Origin of the sequence: Mammaliicoccus sp. Q-M61 (genome assembly GCF_022386055.1) — a bacterium.
Taxonomy (GTDB): Bacteria; Bacillota; Bacilli; order Staphylococcales; family Staphylococcaceae; genus Mammaliicoccus; species Mammaliicoccus sciuri_A.
In genome coordinates, this window is sequence record NZ_JAJNJL010000002.1 from 116,314 (window position 1) to 137,892 (window position 21,579).

Genomic DNA, 21,579 nt, shown 5'->3' on the forward strand with positions numbered 1-21,579 from the left:
TAAATAACCATTATTTTTTTAATAATTTAAGTTATAATTATATTAAATCGCTTAAGGAGGACCTTGAATGTCACAAAAAGTATTGGTAGTAGACGATGAGCAATCTATCGTTACATTGCTTAAATATAATATAGAACAAGCTGGTTACCAAGTAATTGTAGCTTATGATGGAGTTCAAGCGTTAGAGAAAGTTAATGAAGAGAAACCAGATTTAGTAGTATTAGATGTAATGTTACCTGAGAAAGATGGAATTGAAGTTTGTAAAACGATTCGATCAGATAAAAACCAAGTTCCCATTCTTATGCTTACAGCTAAAGACGATGAATTTGATAGAGTATTAGGTCTAGAATTAGGTGCAGATGATTATATGACTAAACCATTTTCACCTCGTGAAGTTGTAGCACGTGTTAAAGCTATATTAAGACGCGTTGGGCAAGTTGAAAATAAAAACATAGATGATGATGAAGATATTATTCTAGGTGCAATTAGAATTAGACCTGACTTCTTTGAAGTGTATAGAAATGATGAGTTATTAGAATTGACACCAAAAGAATTCGAACTTTTACTTTACCTTATTGAGAGACAAGGTCGTGTGATAACTAGAGAACATATGTTGAATTCAGTTTGGAATTATGAATTTGCTGGAGACTCTAGAATAGTCGATGTGCACATTAGTCATTTGAGGGATAAACTTGAAGAAAATCCTAAACAACCTCAATTCATTAAAACGGTGAGAGGTTTAGGCTATAAGTTAGAAAGACCAAAGAATAATGATTAAGTTCTATAATAAATTACTAATTATACTTACAACGGTTACTGTTGTAAGTTTTCTTATATTAGGGTTTTTCCTTCATAATTCTAGTTACGATTTAATTTCTAAACAACAGCAAAAATTATTAAAGACTGAATCCAAAAAAGTTTACGATATTGCAAAAAATAATCCTGAAAATCTTAAAGATATTTTAAGTGTCTTTGATCAAGATATTTTACTGCAAAAAGATGGACGAGTGTTATATCGTTCAAGTGAAAAAGATACAAATATATTTAATCAAAATAAAAAGCAAGCTATATCTGATGCAAAAGCTTTTGATGAATATTTTGCAGTAGACAAGTCAGAATCTGAAGTCATGTATGCAAGAACGTATGGTGATTATACAGTTGTCATTGCAAAACATACAGATACGATAGCGATTATTCAAAAAGATATTTGGAAATATTTATTGTTAGTCTTATGTTTTACATTACCTTTAATTTATTTTGTCGTTCGATATATTAACACTTCTTATATTCATCCAATTAAAGAAGTGACATACGCTACTAAATTATTGGCTTCTGGTAAATATCGTGTTAGAGTGCCAGAAAGTAATGTGAAAGAAACGAAAGAACTCTTTGTTAATACGAATGAACTTGCTAGAACATTAGATAATTTAAATAATGAACAGAAATTGCAACGTAATCGATTGGAAACGACTTTAGAGAATATTCCAAGTGCAATTTTAATGTTAGATAGAGAAGGTTATATTGTCATCGCAAACAAGACGTATCATGACTTATTTGATAGAAACAGTCATTCAGAAGGACAGTTATTTAAAGAAGCAATGCCTAATGTTGAGATTATACAGATGATGAACGAAGCGTTAAAATTAGAAAAACCTATGTTTGAACAAGTCGAAATGTATATCAATGATGTTCATAATAAGTTCTTTGAAGTTTCAGTTATTCCAGTATTATCCCGAAAAAAACGAAATCTATTAGGTTTAGTTGTCGTTATGCATGATATAACGAAGTTGAAGAAATTAGAACATATGCGAAAAGATTTTGTGGCTAATGTATCTCATGAATTAAGAACACCAATTACATCGATAAAAGGATTTGCGGAAACATTATTAGATGGTGCTAAAAATAATCCCGAATCGTTAGATATGTTCTTAAATATTATGTTAGATGAATCTAATCGAATTCAATCACTTGTTCAAGATTTACTCGAGTTATCAAAAATCGAACAAAATAGCGAGATACCGAAAGAACAAATATCTTTAACAGAAATTGGCGAACATTCGATTAATACAGTATCAAATGTTGCTTCTAAAAAAGACATACACATTACAAATCATATCGATAAAGAAGTGTATGGATATGGTGACAAAGATAAATTAACACAGGTGTTGATTAATTTATTAACGAACGCCATTAGTTATTCACCGAAATCTAGTGAAGTTATTATAACCATTAAAGAAGTAGATGATGGTCAAATCATTTCTGTGAAAGATAATGGTATAGGTATATCTAAAGATGAACAAAAACGAATTTTTGAAAGATTTTATCGTGTAGATAAAGCGCGTAGTAGAGATTCAGGAGGAACAGGACTTGGTTTATCCATTACGAAACATATTGTAGAAGCGCATAATGGACAAATCAAAGTTGAATCAGAAGTTGGAAAAGGATCTAACTTTATTGTGAAACTCTTTAATAAGTAATCTTCATACAATCTTTACAATTTATTCATATTGAATTAATCATGAACAGATAGAATAAACATAGACCCCTTCATTTTGATGATTATGCGAAATACATTGTGTATTTCGCTTTTTTTATTTATGCGAAACAATCTTATTATATTGTGAGATATGATAAAATATAATCAATATAAAGATGGAGGTATCTTATTGTGGAAAAATTGGTACTGATTGATGGTAATAGTTTATCATTTAGAGCATTTTTTGCTTTGCCTTTATTAACAAATAAAGCTGGCGTTTATACTAATGCTATATATGGTTTTACGATGATTTTAGATAAAATAATTAAAGAAGAAGAGCCAACTCATTTTATGGTTGCTTTTGATGCTGGAAAAACAACTTTCAGAAATAATATGTACAGTGAATATAAAGGTGGTCGTGAGAAGACGCCGGATGAATTAAGAAGCCAATTACCATATATCCGTCAACTTGTGGAAAGTTATCATATTAAACATTATGAATTAGAAAATTATGAAGCGGATGATATTATCGGTACATTATCTCGTGAAGCGGATGAGAAAAATATTAAGACGATCATTATTACGGGTGATCGAGATTTAACTCAGCTAGCAAGTGAAAATGTAACGATTTATTATACAAAAAAAGGTGTAACAGATATTGATCATTACACACCTGAATTTATCGCTGAAAAATATGATGGTTTAGTACCTAACCAAATTATTGATATGAAAGGGCTTATGGGTGATAAGTCAGATAATATACCAGGTGTGCCTGGAATTGGTGAGAAGACAGCGATTAAATTACTGAAACAGTTTGAGACTGTAGAAGGTGTTTATGAAAATATTGATGAGTTAAAGAAATCAAAAATGAAAGAAAAATTAATAGATAACGAAGACAATGCTAAGTTAAGTAAAGAGCTAGCTACGATTAATCGTGAGTCTCCTATTGAAGTCACAATTGATGACTTGAAACTTACAGAACAAAGTAATGACGAGAAGATAAAGTTATTTAAGACATTAGAATTCAAACAATTGCTTGATCAAATGGATGCAAGTGCTGAAGCAACAGATGACCGAGAGATTAAATACTCAACTGATATTGATGACTTTGATTTTGATAATGTAACTGAAGCGGCTATTCATTTTGAAACGAACGAAGCTAATTATTTAAAAGCAGATATACTTGGATTTGCGATTCATGCAAATGACGAAACTTATGTTGTTTCTCTTGATGTTTTAAAAGAACATAAAAAATTACAACAATGGCTTGAAAATGATCAAGTAACATTTGCAACTTATGATGCTAAAAAAACGATTATATTATGTAAAAGATTAGGTATTGAAATTAATGGTATTCAGTTCGATACAATGTTAGCGAGTTACATTTTAGATCCTTCTAGAACAATTGATGATGTATACTCAGTTGTATCAGAATTTGGCATTTATTATGTACCGAATGATGAAAGTATATATGGCAAAGGTAAAAAGTTGCACGTCCCAGAAGAAGATATGCTTTTTGAAAGTATCGCTAAAAAGGTAACAGCAGTTTATGAAACAAAAGATAAAATGACTGAATTACTAGATGAAAAAGATCAATTAAGTCTACACGATGATTTAGAATTACCGTTAGCACGTGTATTAGCTGAAATGGAATATATCGGCATAACGGTTGATAAAGATACTTTAGTTGAAATGCAAGAAGACTTGAAAGTACGTATCGATAAATTGATTGAACAAATTCATCATCATGCTGGTTCGGAATTCAATATTAATTCACCAAAACAGTTAGGTGTCGTATTATTTGAAGATTTAAAACTACCAATTATTAAAAAGACAAAGACAGGATACTCAACTGCAGTTGATGTGTTAGAACAACTGCGCAATGAACATCCAATTATTGAAGATATATTAGTCTATAGACAACTCGCTAAACTTCAATCTACTTATATTGAAGGATTGCAAAAAATGATTACGTCTGAAGGTAAGATTCATACAAGATTTAATCAAACATTAGCTCAAACGGGTCGTTTAAGTTCTGTAGATCCTAATCTACAAAATATACCTATAAGATTAGAAGAAGGTAGAAAAATTAGAAAAGCATTTAGACCAAGTAAAGAAAATCACGTTATTTTTGCTGCTGACTATTCTCAAATCGAATTACGTGTATTAGCAGATATTACTGGTGACGAGCATATGAAAGAAGCCTTTACTGCTAATGAAGATATTCATACGACAACTGCAATGCGTGTGTTCAATGTCAGTAAAGACGAAGTAACTTCAAATATGAGAAGACAAGCAAAGGCAGTTAACTTTGGTATTGTGTATGGTATTAGTGATTATGGTTTAAGTCAAAGTTTAGGTATTACAAGAAAAGCTGCTAAGCAATTTATTGATGATTACTTAGACAGTTTCCCTAAAGTAAAAGAATATATGGATACAATCGTACAAGATGCTAAACAAAAAGGTTATGTAGAAACGCTACTTCACAGAAGAAGATATACACCAGACATCACAAATCGTAACTTTAATTTAAGAAGTTTTGCTGAGAGAACAGCTATGAATACACCAATTCAAGGTAGTGCAGCGGATATTATTAAATTAGCAATGGTACAATTTGCGAATAAGATGAAAGATAAAGATTTTAAAGCTAAATTATTATTACAAGTACACGATGAATTAATATTTGAAGTTCCAGAAGATGAATTAGAAGCATTTCAACCGTTTGTAGAAGACATCATGGATAATGCACTCGAGTTATCTGTGCCATTAAGTGTAGAATCTAGTTCAGGACAAACATGGTATGATGCTAAATAATAAAAGGAAAGAAGATTATATATGCCTGAGTTACCAGAAGTAGAAAGTGTTAAAAAAGTGATAGAACCTAAAATTGTCGGTGCCACAATACAAAATGTAACTTTTTCAGAAAAAGTTGAATTGGGCAAATCGACAGGTAAAGAAACAATTATAAAAGGTAGTTCATTAGCTGTATTCAAAGAACGTACTGAACATTACAAGATTATGAGTGTCTATCGTAGAAGTAAATATATTTTTATGGAAATTGATAACGGTGAAAATAGCAATGTTATCATGTGTCACTTCGGTATGACGGGGGCATTTTTTACAGTTCCAGATTTAAGTCATATTGAAGTTGATAACCATAGGAAGCATTGGCACGTTATATTTGAATTAGATAACGGATTACAGCTTATATACACAGATATTAGAAGGTTTGGTGAATTAAGAGCATTGGAAGATTTAAGTGAATATCCTTCAGTCTTAAAAATTGCACCAGAACCGTTTGTTGAAGAAGCTTACCAACATTACTTAAATAAAGTGATGTCAAATAAATTTATCAATAAACCAATTAAAGTCGCGATATTGGACCATACAGTTATATCAGGTTGCGGTAACATTTATGCTTGTGAAGCTTTGTTAAGAGCGGGCGTTCTTCCGATGAGACCTGTGAAAGACTTAACTTCAAAAGAACGTAAAGCGGTCTTTGATGAAGTGGTTAACGTGTTACAAGAAGGTATCGATAACGGTGGTTCAAGTATATCTGATTACTACAATGCAGATGGTGAAAAAGGGACAATGCAAGAAAAGCATAGAATATATGGTAAAAAAGTGTGTGGTCAATGTGGCGGGCAAGTATTACAAAAAGTCATTGCCACAAGAAACACGCACTATTGTCCAAATTGTCAAAAGTAGGTGTAAAAATGGCGAAAGTAATAGGTTTAACTGGAGGTATTGCTACCGGCAAGTCTACAGTATCTCGTATTTTACAAGATAAAGGGTTTTGTATAGTAGATGCCGACGTAGCTAGTCGAAAAGCAGTCGAAAAAGGTAGCGTTGGTCTACAACAAGTTAAAGAAGTATTTGGAGAAGATGCAATTATAGATGGTGAAATGAATAGACAATATATTGGTTCTATTGTATTTAAAGATTCAACAATGCGAGAAAAGCTAAACAATATTATTCACCCGATAGTAAGAACAATAATGGATAAAGAAAAAGAAGAGGCATTAAATCATGGTAAAAATGTCATAATGGATATTCCGTTATTGTTTGAGAACAAATTGCAAAATACAGTCGATGAAACTTGGTTAGTTTATACAGATCAAGAAACTCAAATACAACGTCTTAAAGAACGTAATCAGTTAAGTGATGAAGAAGCGGAAGCAAGAATACAATCACAAATACCAATAGATGAAAAGAAAGCATTAGCCGATTGTATAATTGATAACAATGGAAGTTTAGAGGATTTACATCAAAATATTGATGATTTACTTAATAATAAGGCATTAAATCTTTAAAATTAAATAAGCTTAAAATGAAAGTGGATGAATAGCATTTGTTATTCTTCCACTTTTTTAAATTATTTTAGAAAAAGATAATAGAAAACGTTTTCAACAAACTTTTAATGTGATATACTAATTGCAATAAATAGTATATCACATTAAAAGGGGTTCTCGACTATGAAGAAAAATATCGCAATTAATGGTTTAGGAAGAATTGGAAGAATGGTCTTAAGAGGTGCACTTAAATCAAATGATTTAAATATTGTGGCTATTAATGCTTCATATCCACCAGAAACAATTGCTCATTTAATTAAGTATGATTCTACACATGGCAAATTAGATGGAGAAATTAAAGCAGTTGAAGATGGCATCATCATTGATGGTCATAAAATTTTACTTGTATCTGAAAGAGATCCTAAATTATTACCGTGGGGAACTTTAGGAATTGATATTGTTATAGAAGCAACTGGTAAATTTAATCATGGAGATAAAGCTATTGCACATATTGACGCTGGCGCTAAGAAAGTTATTTTAACAGGACCATCTAAAGGTGGCCATGTTCAAACAATTGTTAGAGGTGTAAATGATGATGCACTTGATTTAAATGATTTTGATATTGTTTCAAATGCATCTTGTACAACGAATTGTTTAAGCCCGGTAGTCAAAGTTTTAAATGATACATTTGGAATCGAAAATGGATTGATGACAACTGTACATGCATTTACGAATGACCAAAAGAACTTAGATAATCCTCATAAAGATTTGAGAAGAGCACGTTCTTGTACGGATAGTATCATTCCAACTTCAACAGGTGCAGCAAAAGCATTGTCACTTGTATTACCTGAATTAGAAGGGAAAATGCATGGAATGGCATTAAGAGTACCAACTTCTAATGTTTCTCTTGTAGATTTAGTTGTCGATTTAAAACAAAATGTAACAGTTGAAGAAGTGAATGAAGCATTACGTCAAGCTAGTAATGGACCATTAAAAGGGATTATGGATGTTAATGATGAGCCGCTTGTTTCAATTGATTTCAAAACGAATCCACATTCAGCAATCGTTGATGAACAATCTACAATGGTCATTGCAGATAATAAAGTGAAAGTACTTGCTTGGTATGATAATGAATGGGGTTACTCAATGAGAGTTGTTGAACTAGCAAAACAAATTGCTCAAATACTTTCAGAAGTGAGAGAACAAAAAATTTCATAAGTGATATAAGGTACATTTAAAACGTAATGTGGTAAATTAAATACCGCATTACGTTTTTTTATTGAATAATAATACTGTTAAGTATCTATAAGTGCATTTTGAAAAGTAGTGAGCGTTTAAAAAAATAACAAACTACTGTATAATCAACCTATGTAATAAGTATATGAGGGGTGAAACGAATGAGATGTCCAAACTGTAAATATGAAAATTCCAAAGTTGTAGACTCTAGACACGCGGATGATTTAGTAGCAATTAGAAGACGAAGAGAATGTGAATCATGTGGATTTCGTTTCACAACTTTTGAAAGAGTAGAGCTCACACCTTTAATCGTCGTAAAAAAAGACGGCGCAAGACAAACATTTAATAGAGATAAAATATTAAACGGTTTAGTACGTTCTTGTGAAAAAAGACCGGTTGCTTATCAAAAATTAGAAGAAATTACAAATCAAGTTGAAAAAGAATTAAGATCTGAAGGTAACACAGAAGTATCTTCAAATGATATTGGTGAAAAAGTTATGGAACATTTAATGGATGTCGATCAAGTATCTTATGTAAGATTTGCATCAGTATATAGAGAATTTAAAGATGTCGATCAATTATTAAAGTCTATGCAAGGCATATTGAAAGACCGAAAGTAAGGTGAGTATTAATGGCGGAATATTTTAGTGGTATCAAGCCAAGTGATGGCTTCTATGTTAAATCGAATTATAATTATACACATGTACATCAAGATATATTAGTTAGTTTATATACGCCATTAATTGGAACTGATGCAATTGGTGTTTATTTATATTTATCGCAGTTTAATTATCATCATGAAACAGAAGCGTATAATCATTATACAATTATGAATGATTTAAGAATAAATTTATCTAGCTTTAGAGATGCTTTAGACTTGTTAGAAGGTATTGGCTTACTGAAGACATATTTTAAGACGAATCAAGAAGCGCAATCATTTATTTATCAATTAGAGCAACCTGCTACAGCAGAACAATTTTTTAATGATCCTTTATTATCTGTATTTTTATATCAACAAATTGGGAAGTCGAGATATATTAGATTAAAAAATAGATATAAAGATGACAGTGTGACAACAGAAGGTTTTCATGAAGTGACCAAGAGCTTTACTGATGTATTTAAAGTGCCAAAGTTGACGAATGTTGAACAACAAGATGATATCAATATTCGACCCGAATATAAAAGTAAAGGTCTCGATTTGTCAGACGTTCAATTTGATTTTGAAATGTTAGAATTATTGTTGAGTAATCATTTGATTTCTAAAGAGATTTTAAATAAACAGACGAAAGAAGTCATCATACAAATTGCTACGTTATATGGTATTACACCAGTTGAAATGAAGTCTATTATTTTAAAATCCATTACAGAAAACCAAACGATTTCATTACAAGATTTAAGAAAACATGCACGTACAATTTATCAAATTGAGCATGAAGGTGAACTACCAACATTAGATTTAAAAAATGAAAAGCCTAAAACAAATGCGCATGCTGAAAACAGTGAAGTGAACTCTTTATTGTCTTGGTTTGAACTGTTGGATACGACAAGTCCAATAGACGTGTTATCATCATTTACGCAGTCTGAACCGACAATATCACAAAAGAGAACTGTTGAAGATATTATTACACGCGAAAAATTACCGTATGGTGTAATTAACATATTGTTAGAGTATGTAATGTTTAAAAATAATATGCAATTACCGAAAGCATATATTGAAGAAATTGCTTCGAATTGGAAAAAGCTTAAATTATCTTCAGCTGAAGAAGCTTATCATTACGTTAAAAATCTCGATAAACAAAAAGCAGAGAAGAAAAAAGAACGTAAAAGTAATGCAAATAACCCTTATAAATTAAAATCAATTGAAAAGACACCAGAATGGTTATTAAAACAAAAATCTTCTGAATCAACTAAAGAAGAGAAACAAAATGATCATGAATCTGATGCTGCGTTTGAAAAAAGAAAACAAGCGCTTCAAAAAGAAATGGAAGCTTTTTGGAAAGAAGGTGATCAATAATGGAACCACTTGGACAACATTTGAAACAAAATAAAGATTTTCAAAAACGATTAGAAAAAATTAAAAAAGATACATTGTCTCATAATGAAGTAAAGGCATTTTTAGAAGAACATCAATCTGAATTAACGAACGAAATGATTGATAGAGATTTAGATCAATTACAAGCATATAAAGATCAATCGAAATGTTGTGAGAAATGTGGGAGTTATGGCACTTGTATCAACTTTGTGAAAGGTCATGTACCTGAACTATACATTGAGAATGACCACATCAAAACAAGGTACTTACCATGTCCGAACAAAATCGAATACGATGAACAAAGATTTGAATCAAGTTTAGTGACATCATTCCAAATGCCAGAAGAAACGTTGAAAGCGACGATCAAAGATATATATATCGATAATGAATCTCGTATGCAAATTATTAAGAAGGCTATGGATATCTGTAATAAAATTGTAGCTGGTGATGAAGTTAAAGGACTATATATTCATGGTCCATTCGGAACGGGTAAATCGTATATATTAGGTGCAATTTCAAATCAGCTAAAAGTCAAAAAGCAACCTTCTACAATTATATATTTGCCTGAATTTATTAGAGTGCTTAAAAATGGATTTAATGACGGATCATTCAGTAGTCGATTTGAAGCGGCACGTGAAGCTAAAGTGTTGATGCTAGATGATATAGGTGCGGAAGAACTGACACCATGGGTTCGTGATGAAATATTGGGTCCATTATTGCATTATAGAATGGTCCATAAATTACCGACATTCTTTAGTTCGAATTTTAACTTTGAAGAGTTAGAATTTCATTTGAGCAAAACACGACAAGGTTCAGAAATAACGAAAGCTAGTCGAATAATGGAACGTATTAAAACAATCTCTGAGCCATATGAATTAGATGGTAAAAACTATCGCGCTTAATTTTAGCTTGATATTTTACAGTAGAGTTGTATAATTGAATTATCTTAAATGAATATACAAATTTAGAGGACATGACGTCTATAAAGCATTCACAGAGAGTCTCATTGAGCTGAAATTGAGATAATGCAATATAAATAGTTACTCCCTCAATACATGATGTGTTAATCCACATTCGGCTCAAGACCGTTATCTTATGTAGAGTTATCGTGCTTATTTGTTAAGTACGTTAATGAGGGTGGTACCGCGAGAGATTTCGTCCCTTTGGATGAGGTCTCTTTTTTGTGTTCTTTAATAAAAAAGAGGAGGAAGTCGTTATGAGTGAGATAAATATTAAGTTTCCGGACGGTAATGTAAAAGGGTTTGAGCAAGGCACAACTACTGAAGAAATCGCTCAATCTATTAGCCCAGGTTTAAGAAAGAAAGCTGTAGCTGGTAAATTTAATGGTCAGTTAGTAGATTTAACAAGACCTTTAGAAAATGATGGAGAAATTGAAATCGTTACACCAGGAAGCGATGAAGCTTTAGAAGTGTTAAGACATTCAACTGCACATTTAATGGCACAAGCTTTACAAAGATTATACGGAGATGTGAAGTTTGGCGTAGGTCCTGTAATCGAAGGTGGTTTCTACTACGATGTAGATACAGAACATAAAATTTCTAGTGACGACTTTGAAACTATCGAAAAAGAAATGAAACAAATTGTGAATGAAAACTTTAAAATTGAACGTAAAGTTGTAAGTCGCGATGAAGCGAAAGCATTCTTTAAAAATGATGAGTATAAATTAGAGTTGATCGATGCTATTCCTGAAGACGAAAACGTAACACTTTATTCTCAAGGTGAATTTACAGATTTATGTCGAGGCGTACATGTTCCTTCAACTTCAAAAATTAAAGAATTTAAATTGTTATCTACTGCAGGTGCTTATTGGAGAGGTGACTCAAACAATAAGATGTTGCAACGTATATACGGAACAGCATTCTTTGATAAAAAGGAATTAAAAGCATACTTGAAAGTATTAGAAGAAAGAAAAGAACGTGATCACCGTAAAATCGGTAGAGAACTAGAATTATTTACTACTAACCAAGATGTTGGTGCTGGATTACCTTTATGGTTACCAAATGGTGCGACAATTAGACGTGAATTAGAGCGTTATATTGTAGATAAAGAAGTCGCAATGGGGTATGACCATGTGTATACACCAATTATGGCTAATGTAGATTTCTACAAGAGATCTGGACATTGGGATCACTATCACGAAGATATGTTCCCACCAATGGATTTAGGTAATGAAGAACTTGTGCTTAGACCTATGAACTGTCCACATCACATGATGATTTATAAAAATAGTCGTCATTCATATAGAGAGTTACCAATTCGTATAGCTGAATTAGGTATGATGCATAGATATGAGGCAAGTGGAGCAGTATCTGGTCTACAACGTGTTAGAGGTATGACTTTAAATGACGCACATATCTTTGTTCGTCCAGACCAAATTAAAGAAGAATTTAAACGTGTTGTTAACATGATTCTTGATGTGTATAAAGATTTCGGTTTCGAGGATTACAAATTCAGATTAAGTTATCGCGATCCAGAAGATAAAGAAAAATACTTCGATGATGACGAAATGTGGAATAAAGCACAAGCGGTTCTTAAAGAAGTAATCGATGAAATGGCATTACCATACGAAGAAGCAATCGGTGAAGCGGCATTCTATGGCCCTAAATTAGACGTTCAAGTTAAAACAGCAATGGGTAAAGAAGAAACACTTTCTACTGCTCAATTAGATTTCTTATTACCACAAAAATTTGATTTAACTTATATCGGTAATGATGGTGAAGAACATCGTCCAGTTGTTATTCATAGAGGCGTAATTTCTACTATAGAAAGATTTACTGCATTCTTAATAGAAGAAACTAAAGGTGCATTCCCACTTTGGTTAGCACCAAAACAAGTGGAAATTATACCTGTAAATGTTGACTTACATTACGATTATGCAAGAGCATTAAACGATGAATTAAAATCTCAAGGTGTGCGTGTTCATATTGACGACCGTAACGAAAAAATGGGATATAAAATTCGTGAAGCTCAAATGAAAAAAATACCGTACCAAATAGTAGTCGGTGATAAAGAAGTAGAAAACCAAGAAGTAAATGTACGTCAATACGGATCTAAAGATTCAAAAACAGTTGAAAAAGACGAATTCATCTGGAATATTGTGGATGAAATTCGACTAAAAAAGTAATATCCTATTGAAATTTCTGGAATCATCGGGTATAGTTTTAATAGTGAAATTTAATTAAATATTCCTCAGTAATGAGTTAGAGGTTGCGATGTTCAAGAGTAATTATTCAGAAGCGAAATGGCGCGTATGTTGAAATAATGAAAGGGTGCATCGCCGAAACGAATCATATCCATAATATGATTTGTTGGGTCAGTGTTTAATAGATACTGGACTGTCACACTAAGTGATGTGCTACCAATTTGTATGGAATGTTCATATATCGGTCGCATATCTCTTGAGATATGCGACTTTTTTAGTGGCTCGATTGTGGAATGGAGAAAGGAAATAGCAATGAATCAAGAAAAATCAACGAACAATATTCAAAGGAAACTCAAAGATAGACATATCTCTATGATAGCCATCGGTGGTTGTATTGGTACTGGTTTATTTATGACTTCTGGCGGAGCGATTAGAGATGCTGGACCGGGTGGTGCATTACTAGCATATGCAATAGTTGGCTTGATGGTCTTCTTCCTTATGACATCATTAGGAGAAATGGCGACTTATTTACCAGTCTCAGGTTCTTTTAGTACTTACGCAACTCGATTTGTCGATCCTTCACTAGGATTTGCATTGGGATGGAACTATTGGTTTAACTGGGTTATTACAGTTGCAGCTGATATTACAATTGCATCTCAAGTTGTGAGTTACTGGGAACCATTAGAAATCATTCCATCATGGTTATGGAGTATCATTTTTATGGTTATCATATTTGGCCTTAATGCACTTTCAGTTAGAGTATACGGGGAAAGTGAATACTGGTTTGCATTTATTAAAGTAGCTACAGTAATTATTTTCATTGGTGTAGGTTTATTAACGATATTTGGTTTACTAGGTGGCGAATACTTAGGATTCGATAACTTTGTAGCAGGTGATGCACCATTCTTAGGTGACTCGAACGTTAATACATTCTTACTTGTATTAGGTGTATTCTTAGTTGCGGGATTCTCATTCCAAGGTACCGAGTTAATTGGTATTACAGCTGGAGAATCTGAAAATCCTGAAAGAGCAGTTCCTAAAGCGATTAAACAAGTATTCTGGAGAATTTTATTATTTTACATTTTAGCAATCTTTGTAATTGGTATGATTATTCCTTATACAAATCCAAACTTAATGGGTGGAGACGAAATTGCGAAATCACCATTTACACTAGTATTTGAGAATGCAGGTTTAGCATTTGCTGCTTCATTTATGAATGCTGTTATTTTAACTTCAGTATTATCAGCAGGTAACTCTGGTATGTACGCTTCAGTTAGAATGCTATTCTCAATGAGTAAAGATAAATTAGCATCACCAGTATTTTCAAAAACAAATAAATCAGGTGTTCCATACACAGCATTATTTGCAACAGCAGTAGTTGTTATACTTATATTTGCAATTGAGCATTTAAGTGGTGGCGCATACGAATATATTATCGCTGCTTCAGGTATGACAGGCTTTATTGCTTGGTTAGGAATCGCAATCAGCCATTATAGATTTAGAAGAGCATTTGATCTACAAGATTATGATAAGACTAAATTAAAATATAAAGCTAAATGGTTCCCATTTGGTCCATTGTTTGCATTTGCTTTATGTGCGATTGTAATTGTAGGACAAGATGTTGATTTCATCCAAACTGGTGAATTCGAACCAAGAAGATTCTTTATTACTTATATGGGTATTCCTGTATTTTTAGCGTTTTATATTTTCCATAAACTAAAATATAGAACTAAAATGATTCCACTTGATAAAGTTGACTTAAGTCAAGATGTGGATATGAAAGAATTTGAAAAGAATATTAAATAAACATTGACATAAGGGTTTATAATTGGTAAGATAAGTTTTGTTGAATACGAAACGGACCAAGTAGAAGCATACCCGCTTCTCACCTGTAGTGACGCGTAAAGCAGTTAGCAGGTACAATAAACCTTTAAAGTTTATGGATGAGAACGGGTGCATTATGCATTCGTTCTTTTTTTCTTGGACGACTTCGTAAAATTCTAGGAGGTGTCAACCATAGCTAAAGATCAGACTCAAGTTAACGACAAAATTCGTGCAAAAGAACTTCGCCTTATTGGCCAAGATGGTGAGCAAATTGGTGTTAAATCTAAATATGAAGCCCTTGAAATGGCTGAACGAGTAGATTTAGATGTTGTAATCGTAGCGCCTAATGCTAAACCACCTGTTGCAAGAATTATGGATTACGGTAAATACAAATTCGAACAGCAGAAGAAAGAAAAAGAAATGCGTAAGAAACAAAAAGTAGTCAATGTTAAAGAAATTCGATTAAGTCCAACTATCGAAGAACATGACTTCGAAACTAAATTGAAACATGCTCAAAAATTCTTATCTAAAGAAGATAAAGTTAAAGTATCTATTAGATTTAGAGGTCGTGCGATCACGCATAAAGAAATTGGTCAACGTGTGTTAGAACGCTTTGCAGAATCTTGTAAAGACATAGCAACAGTTGAACAAAGACCTAAAATGGAAGGGCGTTCAATGTTCTTAATGTTAGCGCCAATTTCAAACGACAAATAAACCGAAATTATAGGAGGAAATCTCAATGCCTAAAATGAAAACTCATCGTGGAGCAGCAAAACGTGTTAAAAGAACTGGTTCAGGTCAATTAAAACGTTCTAGAGCGTTCACTTCACACTTATTCGCAAACAAATCTACAAAAGCAAAACGTAAATTGCGTAAAGCTTCATTAGTTTCTAAATCAGATACTAAACGAGTTAAACAAATGTTAACGTACGTAAAATAATAAACATAGCGGACTAATGGTCCATTTTAAGGAGGAATTATCATGCCACGTGTTAAAGGTGGAACAGTGACGAGAGCTCGTCGTAAAAAAGTTTTAAAATTATCTAAAGGTTACTTTGGTTCAAAACATACATTATATAAAGTTGCTAAGCAACAAGTTATGAAATCTGGTAACTACGCTTACCGTGACCGTCGTCAGAAAAAACGTGAATTCCGTAAATTATGGATTGCACGTATTAATGCAGCAGCTCGTCAAAACGACATCAGCTATAGCCGTTTAATGAATGGTCTTAAAGTAGCTGGTATTGAAATTAACCGTAAAATGCTTTCTGAAATCGCTATTTCAGACGAAAAAGCATTTGCTGAATTAGCTACTAAAGCTAAAGACGCTTTAGCTAAATAATTGCATTTCATTGTTGTATAAGCTGTCAATAAAGTTATTAACTTTATTGATGGCTTTTTTTATGAAATAATATAGTAGAAAGTGCGTCTTCTTTACGCTTCAAATTCGCTTTGATAAAATAGTGTAGAAATAAGAATAAGGAGTTTATTATGTCTAAATTTGATGAAATGATTACAGTAGTACCACGTAAATTAATATTTAAAGACGAAGCTTATCAATTTGATGGGTTTAAATCTATTCAAGATGAAGAAACTAAATATATTTATGAAACAATTAGTCAATTTGAAACAAAACGTCGTGGTGATATGGAAGAAGATCCTTCATATAAACAACTCATTTCATATTGTATATTAGAAAATGAGGACGACGAAGTACTTGTATATGAAAGGTTAACTGGTGGTGGCGAAAGTCGATTACATGGTTTAAGTTCAATAGGAGTAGGCGGACATATGAATGATGTTCCTGAAGCTGTGACAGTTGAAGAGGTAATCAGAGAGAATGCTGCAAGAGAACTTGAAGAAGAAGTTGGTTTAAATAAACAAGATGTAGCAAACATGGAGTTAATTGGATTTATAAATGATGATCAAGATGAAGTAGGTAAAGTTCATATTGGTGTTGTTTTTAAATTAAAAGTTAATAAATCTAGCGTTGAAGCAGTCGAAACAGATACATTAAAAATTAAGTGGGCTGATCAAACAGAATTGTTGAATCATAAGAATTATGAAACATGGAGTAGTCTAATTATAGATGGTATATACAGAAGAGGTGAGTAACCTTGAGTGAAATTATTCCATTTCCAAAATTAAAAAAACAACTGGTTAACAATATTAATCTTGCGATTCGAAATGAACAATTTGATGAAGCGTATGAATTGTTTGAAACATACGAGCAACATTTTGAGATGGATGATGACTTATCAATAAAGAAATGTGAAGTCTTAAAATCTTGCGGTTACTATCTTGAATTGCGAGAAGAAGCGAGTATATTGCTGAATCAAGGTCATCCATTCTATGACAAAATAGTCATTTATTTTGTAGAAAGTTTATACTTTTTAGAACAATATCAAACAGTAGTTGAAATTATTAATCAAATTAAAGATGAAAATATCGAACACGCTACGAGAATGGCATTGCTACCTATTCAAGATATGGCTAAAGAAAAGTTGAACCAAAGGCAATTGAAAGCTTCAGAGGTATTGAGAACATTTCAAGAAACACAATTTGAAGAACAAATTAATCTACTTATAGATTTAATTGATCATCACTTAGGTATATTTAATTTAACTTTAGCTCAAATTATTGAGAATGAAGTATTACATCCTAATGTGCAAAGTTTAATATTAGAATATTTAAGATTAAGTGAATGGTCAGCTGAAGTTAAATTCAATAAAATAGATGAGAATATTACTGTTATACCGACTGAATTACCTGGTATAGAAAGAACAAATTTTACACAAAATATCATTCCTAAAGTAATTGATCAACTTGAAATTGATAGTCCTTCATCTATAGAGTTAGCTAAAAGTTTATTAAACCAACATGCCATTATTATGTATCCAATTACACTAAATGATATAAATGATGATGTTTTAGTTGCATGTTACTTGAAACTTTTATCAGAACGTTTTAATATAGACGCTAACTACGAAAGTGTGACTCAACAAGATTGGGACATATTCATTGAAGTCATTCAAAAATTGCAATGAATATAAACACTATAGTTGAAACATTAGAAAGCTATGTTATAATTAAAGAGTTGAAAATTTATAAAATTAGGATAATCACGGAGGTTTTTATTCATGACAGCAACATGGGAAAAGAAAGAAGGTAACCAAGGTTTATTAACTGTTACGGTTCCTAAAGAAGAAGTAGATAAAGGATTAGACAAAGCATTCAAAAAAGTTGTTAAACAAATTAATGTACCTGGTTTCCGTAAAGGTAAAATGCCAAGACCATTATTTGAACAAAGATTTGGTGTTGAATCATTATACCAAGATGCTTTAGATTTCATTTTACCTGAAGCATATGGCAATGCAGTAGAAGAGGCAGAAATCAACCCAGTTGATCGTCCAGAAATCGACGTTACACAAATGGAAAAAGGTAAAGAACTTATCTTTGAAGCAACTGTAACTGTTGAACCAGAAGTTGAATTAGGAGACTATAAAGGTCTTTCAATCGAGAAACAAGATCGTGAAGTAACTGACGAAGAATTCAATCAAGCAATTGAAGATGCAGTAAGCCGTCAAGCTGAATTAACAGTTAAAGAAGGCGAAATCGCTGAAGGAGACGTTGTTAACATTAACTTTGATGGTTATGTTGATGGTGAAGCTTTCGAAGGTGGTCAAGCAGAAGGTTATGATCTTGAAATTGGTTCTGGATCATTCATCCCTGGATTTGAAGAACAATTAATCGGTCTTAAAGCTAACGATAGCAAAGATGTTGTTGTCACATTCCCAGAAGAATACCACGCTGAAGAATTAGCTGGTAAAGAAGCTACTTTCAAATGTGAAGTTAACGAAGTGAAATCTAAAGAAATTCCAGAATTAGATGACGAGTTAGCACAAGAACTTGATGAATCAGTTAGCACAGTTGATGAATATAAAGAAAAATTACGTAAAGACTTAGAAGAAGCTAAAGTTAATCAAGCAGAAGCAACTGAAAAAGAAGAAGCTATTACAAAAGCTACTGACAATGCAAAAGTTGATATTCCAGAAGCTATGATTAATACAGAATTAGATCGTATGATGCAAGAATTTGAACAACGTATTTCTCAACAAGGTTTAAACCTTGAGTTATACTATCAATTCTCAGGTCAATCAGAAGAAGAACTTAAAGCACAAATGAAAGAAGATGCTGAAAAACGCGTTAAAACTAATTTAACTTTAAGAGCTATTGCTGATGCAGAGAATATCGAAGTATCTGATGCAGATGTTGAAGCTGAATTCGCTAAAATGAGCGAACAATTTGGATTATCTGTTGAAGATATTAAAGCAACATTAGGTAATAACGATATTTTAGTTAATGACCTTAAAATCCAAAAAGTTATCGATTTATTAGTAGCTGAATCAGCTGGAGAATAATAATTATTCGGTATTAAAGTAACTATAGTAGCAGAATATTTCTGCTACTATTCTTTTTTAGTCCGTTTAATTTGAAAAAGTAAAAAACATTTAGTATAGTCTAAAAAGAATAGGGGTGTAAAAATGTTTAAATTTAACGATGGTGAAGAAAACTTAAAATGTTCTTTTTGTGGTAAAGAACAGGATCAAGTTAAAAAACTTGTTGCTGGTAGTGGCGTATATATTTGTAATGAATGTATAGAATTGTGTTCTGAAATTGTAGAGGAAGAATTAAAGTCACAAGAACCAGAACAGTTTACTGATGTTCCTACACCTAAAGAAATTATGGAACAATTAAATGATTATGTTATCGGTCAAGAAAATGCGAAAAAATCATTAGCTGTAGCTGTTTATAATCATTATAAACGTGTACAACAACCTTCTGAAAGTGAAGATGGTGTTGAATTACAGAAAAGTAATATTGCATTAATCGGACCTACTGGTAGTGGTAAAACATTGCTTGCACAAACGTTAGCTAAATCATTAAATGTACCATTTGCAATTGCAGATGCAACAAGTTTAACTGAAGCAGGTTACGTTGGTGAAGACGTTGAAAATATATTATTAAGATTAATCCAAGCAGCAGATTTCGATGTTGAAAGTGCTGAAAAAGGTATCATTTACGTGGATGAAATTGATAAGATTGCACGTAAATCAGAGAATACGTCAATTACACGTGACGTATCTGGTGAAGGTGTACAACAAGCGTTACTTAAGATCTTAGAAGGTACGACAGCAAGTGTACCGCCACAAGGTGGAAGAAAGCATCCAAACCAAGAGTTTATTCAAATAGATACAACAAATATTCTATTTATCCTTGGTGGTGCCTTTGATGGTATTGATGAAGTTATTAAACGTAGACTTGGTGAAAAAGTTATCGGCTTTAGTAGTTCAGGTGATGAAATTAGTGACGAAGAATCATTATTATCACAAATTAGACCTGAAGATTTACAGGCTTATGGTTTAATTCCTGAATTTATTGGTAGAATTCCAATTGTAGCTAACCTTGAAACATTAGATGTTGATGCATTGAAAAATATTTTAACGCAACCTAAGAATGCGTTAGTTAAACAATATACTAAGATGCTTGAATTAGATGATGTTGAACTACAATTTGATGAACAAGCACTTACGGCTATTAGTGAATTAGCAATAGAACGTAAAACAGGTGCACGTGGACTTCGTTCAATTATTGAAGAAGCTTTAATCGATATTATGTTTGATATTCCATCTAGCTCTGATGTAAGTAAAGTAGTTATTACTGAAGATACAATTAGAGATCATAAATTACCAAACTTATATGATAGTGAAGGTAATTTAATCAATGATGAAAAAACATCAGCATAATCACATATGATTATAAAGGCTGAGACATGTTATTAACTGTCTCAGCCTTCTTTAATGTTTAAAAGTGATTTGATAGACCTATCGTTACTGTGTTTAAAATATAAGTAAGATAAGATATAATAAAAGAAACAAACTTGTAGGAGAAAACGATGAAAATTAATCCGAATAATGTAGATATTATAATCAGTGCAGTAGATCCAAAACAATATCCTGAGACTGGTTTGCCAGAAATAGCACTTAGCGGACGTTCAAATGTTGGGAAATCAACATTTATCAATACGTTAATTTCAAGAAAAAAAGTGGCAAGAACGTCATCGAAACCAGGTAAGACACAAACATTAAACTTCTATAATATCGATGAGCAACTTATCTTTGTAGATGTGCCAGGTTATGGATATGCTAAAGTTAGTAAAAAACAAAGAGAACAGTTTGGTAAGATGATTGAACAGTACTTAACAACTAGAGAAGCATTAAGATGTGTAATTCAATTAGTTGATATTAGACATAAACCGACTCAAGATGATGTGTTGATGTATAACTATCTGAAACATTTTGAAATACCAACTATCGTCATTGCGACTAAAGAGGATAAAATTCCTAAAGGTAAAGTACAAAAGCATTTAAAAATCATTAGACAAACCTTAGAATTAGATCCTGAAGATAAATTGATTAGTTACTCATCTTTAAACAAAGATAAGACAGACAATATTTGGGCATTATTGTCACAATTTATTTAAACAAATTACTCA

General features: G+C 32.1%; 19 protein-coding genes, 1 riboswitch and 1 other annotated feature. All 19 genes read left to right on the forward strand.

Annotated elements, in window-relative coordinates:
* The first annotated feature begins 67 nt into the window (after positions 1-67).
* The 19 genes from LQ677_RS03985 to yihA all read left to right on the forward strand — a co-directional run bounded on the left by LQ677_RS03985 (position 68) and on the right by yihA (position 21,567).
* The gene (locus LQ677_RS03985; RefSeq protein ID WP_037588492.1) at positions 68-778 is read left to right on the forward strand and encodes a response regulator transcription factor; all 711 of its coding nucleotides are present in this window, start codon (positions 68-70) and stop codon (positions 776-778) included.
* Positions 771-2,477, forward strand: coding sequence for a two-component system histidine kinase PnpS (gene pnpS, locus LQ677_RS03990; RefSeq protein WP_191835673.1), 1,707 nt, complete (start codon positions 771-773; stop codon positions 2,475-2,477). The genes LQ677_RS03985 and pnpS overlap by 8 nt, the downstream gene beginning before the upstream one ends.
* A gap of 191 nt (positions 2,478-2,668) precedes the next feature.
* On the forward strand, positions 2,669-5,290 hold the full coding sequence (gene polA / locus LQ677_RS03995; protein ID WP_191835672.1) for a DNA polymerase I: 2,622 nt from the start codon (positions 2,669-2,671) through the stop codon (positions 5,288-5,290).
* A gap of 21 nt (positions 5,291-5,311) precedes the next feature.
* On the forward strand, positions 5,312-6,184 hold the full coding sequence (mutM, locus tag LQ677_RS04000; RefSeq protein ID WP_126477565.1) for a bifunctional DNA-formamidopyrimidine glycosylase/DNA-(apurinic or apyrimidinic site) lyase: 873 nt from the start codon (positions 5,312-5,314) through the stop codon (positions 6,182-6,184).
* Between the two features lie 8 nt (positions 6,185-6,192).
* On the forward strand, positions 6,193-6,789 hold the full coding sequence (coaE, locus tag LQ677_RS04005; RefSeq protein ID WP_191835671.1) for a dephospho-CoA kinase: 597 nt from the start codon (positions 6,193-6,195) through the stop codon (positions 6,787-6,789).
* A gap of 162 nt (positions 6,790-6,951) precedes the next feature.
* Positions 6,952-7,986 (forward strand): glyceraldehyde-3-phosphate dehydrogenase, encoded by a 1,035-nt coding sequence (locus tag LQ677_RS04010; protein ID WP_191835670.1) that lies wholly within the window; start codon positions 6,952-6,954, stop codon positions 7,984-7,986.
* A gap of 179 nt (positions 7,987-8,165) precedes the next feature.
* Positions 8,166-8,624 carry a transcriptional regulator NrdR gene (nrdR, locus tag LQ677_RS04015; protein ID WP_025904300.1) on the forward strand — a complete coding sequence of 153 codons (459 nt, stop codon included), beginning with the start codon at positions 8,166-8,168 and terminating at the stop codon, positions 8,622-8,624.
* An 11-nt stretch (positions 8,625-8,635) separates the two neighbouring features.
* On the forward strand, positions 8,636-10,018 hold the full coding sequence (gene dnaB, locus LQ677_RS04020; protein WP_191835669.1) for a replicative helicase loading/DNA remodeling protein DnaB: 1,383 nt from the start codon (positions 8,636-8,638) through the stop codon (positions 10,016-10,018).
* Positions 10,018-10,938, forward strand: a complete 921-nt coding sequence (dnaI, locus tag LQ677_RS04025) for a primosomal protein DnaI (protein WP_191835668.1) — start codon at positions 10,018-10,020, stop codon at positions 10,936-10,938. The genes dnaB and dnaI overlap by 1 nt, the downstream gene beginning before the upstream one ends.
* A 314-nt stretch (positions 10,939-11,252) precedes the next feature.
* On the forward strand, positions 11,253-13,181 hold the full coding sequence (thrS, locus tag LQ677_RS04030) for a threonine--tRNA ligase (RefSeq protein WP_239748120.1): 1,929 nt from the start codon (positions 11,253-11,255) through the stop codon (positions 13,179-13,181).
* A 69-nt stretch (positions 13,182-13,250) separates the two neighbouring features.
* A riboswitch (Lysine riboswitch) is annotated at positions 13,251-13,423 on the forward strand.
* An 88-nt stretch (positions 13,424-13,511) separates the two neighbouring features.
* On the forward strand, positions 13,512-15,005 hold the full coding sequence (locus LQ677_RS04035; RefSeq protein WP_159315695.1) for an amino acid permease: 1,494 nt from the start codon (positions 13,512-13,514) through the stop codon (positions 15,003-15,005).
* Positions 15,006-15,057: 52 nt separating this feature from the next.
* Positions 15,058-15,183 (forward strand) — a sequence feature (ribosomal protein L20 leader region).
* A 23-nt stretch (positions 15,184-15,206) separates the two neighbouring features.
* The gene (infC, locus tag LQ677_RS04040; protein ID WP_025904295.1) at positions 15,207-15,737 is read left to right on the forward strand and encodes a translation initiation factor IF-3; all 531 of its coding nucleotides are present in this window, start codon (positions 15,207-15,209) and stop codon (positions 15,735-15,737) included.
* 25 nt (positions 15,738-15,762) lie between these two features.
* Entirely contained in the window at positions 15,763-15,963 is a 201-nt protein-coding gene (rpmI, locus tag LQ677_RS04045; protein ID WP_016910907.1) for a 50S ribosomal protein L35, read from the forward strand.
* Between the two features lie 42 nt (positions 15,964-16,005).
* Complete coding sequence (gene rplT / locus LQ677_RS04050) at positions 16,006-16,365, forward strand: 50S ribosomal protein L20 (protein WP_025904294.1); 360 nt, start codon at positions 16,006-16,008, stop codon at positions 16,363-16,365.
* Between the two features lie 149 nt (positions 16,366-16,514).
* Positions 16,515-17,138, forward strand: coding sequence for an NUDIX domain-containing protein (locus LQ677_RS04055; protein WP_025904293.1), 624 nt, complete (start codon positions 16,515-16,517; stop codon positions 17,136-17,138).
* Between the two features lie 2 nt (positions 17,139-17,140).
* The gene (locus tag LQ677_RS04060; RefSeq protein ID WP_191835667.1) at positions 17,141-18,070 is read left to right on the forward strand and encodes a hypothetical protein; all 930 of its coding nucleotides are present in this window, start codon (positions 17,141-17,143) and stop codon (positions 18,068-18,070) included.
* 93 nt (positions 18,071-18,163) lie between these two features.
* The gene (gene tig / locus LQ677_RS04065; RefSeq protein ID WP_025904291.1) at positions 18,164-19,444 is read left to right on the forward strand and encodes a trigger factor; all 1,281 of its coding nucleotides are present in this window, start codon (positions 18,164-18,166) and stop codon (positions 19,442-19,444) included.
* Between the two features lie 123 nt (positions 19,445-19,567).
* Positions 19,568-20,830 carry an ATP-dependent Clp protease ATP-binding subunit ClpX gene (gene clpX, locus LQ677_RS04070; protein ID WP_025904290.1) on the forward strand — a complete coding sequence of 421 codons (1,263 nt, stop codon included), beginning with the start codon at positions 19,568-19,570 and terminating at the stop codon, positions 20,828-20,830.
* 149 nt (positions 20,831-20,979) lie between these two features.
* Positions 20,980-21,567, forward strand: a complete 588-nt coding sequence (gene yihA, locus LQ677_RS04075) for a ribosome biogenesis GTP-binding protein YihA/YsxC (RefSeq protein ID WP_239748121.1) — start codon at positions 20,980-20,982, stop codon at positions 21,565-21,567.
* Positions 21,568-21,579: the final 12 nt, after the last annotated feature.

Coding starts and splice junctions, on each gene's coding strand:
- LQ677_RS03985 (WP_037588492.1), top strand. CDS start 68: ATGTCACAAAAAGTATTGGTAGTAGACGATGAGCAATCTATCGTTACA.
- pnpS (WP_191835673.1), top strand. CDS start 771: ATGATTAAGTTCTATAATAAATTACTAATTATACTTACAACGGTTACT.
- mutM (WP_126477565.1), top strand. CDS start 5,312: ATGCCTGAGTTACCAGAAGTAGAAAGTGTTAAAAAAGTGATAGAACCT.
- coaE (WP_191835671.1), top strand. CDS start 6,193: ATGGCGAAAGTAATAGGTTTAACTGGAGGTATTGCTACCGGCAAGTCT.
- LQ677_RS04010 (WP_191835670.1), top strand. CDS start 6,952: ATGAAGAAAAATATCGCAATTAATGGTTTAGGAAGAATTGGAAGAATG.
- nrdR (WP_025904300.1), top strand. CDS start 8,166: ATGAGATGTCCAAACTGTAAATATGAAAATTCCAAAGTTGTAGACTCT.
- dnaB (WP_191835669.1), top strand. CDS start 8,636: ATGGCGGAATATTTTAGTGGTATCAAGCCAAGTGATGGCTTCTATGTT.
- dnaI (WP_191835668.1), top strand. CDS start 10,018: ATGGAACCACTTGGACAACATTTGAAACAAAATAAAGATTTTCAAAAA.
- thrS (WP_239748120.1), top strand. CDS start 11,253: ATGAGTGAGATAAATATTAAGTTTCCGGACGGTAATGTAAAAGGGTTT.
- LQ677_RS04035 (WP_159315695.1), top strand. CDS start 13,512: ATGAATCAAGAAAAATCAACGAACAATATTCAAAGGAAACTCAAAGAT.
- rpmI (WP_016910907.1), top strand. CDS start 15,763: ATGCCTAAAATGAAAACTCATCGTGGAGCAGCAAAACGTGTTAAAAGA.
- rplT (WP_025904294.1), top strand. CDS start 16,006: ATGCCACGTGTTAAAGGTGGAACAGTGACGAGAGCTCGTCGTAAAAAA.
- LQ677_RS04055 (WP_025904293.1), top strand. CDS start 16,515: ATGTCTAAATTTGATGAAATGATTACAGTAGTACCACGTAAATTAATA.
- tig (WP_025904291.1), top strand. CDS start 18,164: ATGACAGCAACATGGGAAAAGAAAGAAGGTAACCAAGGTTTATTAACT.
- clpX (WP_025904290.1), top strand. CDS start 19,568: ATGTTTAAATTTAACGATGGTGAAGAAAACTTAAAATGTTCTTTTTGT.
- yihA (WP_239748121.1), top strand. CDS start 20,980: ATGAAAATTAATCCGAATAATGTAGATATTATAATCAGTGCAGTAGAT.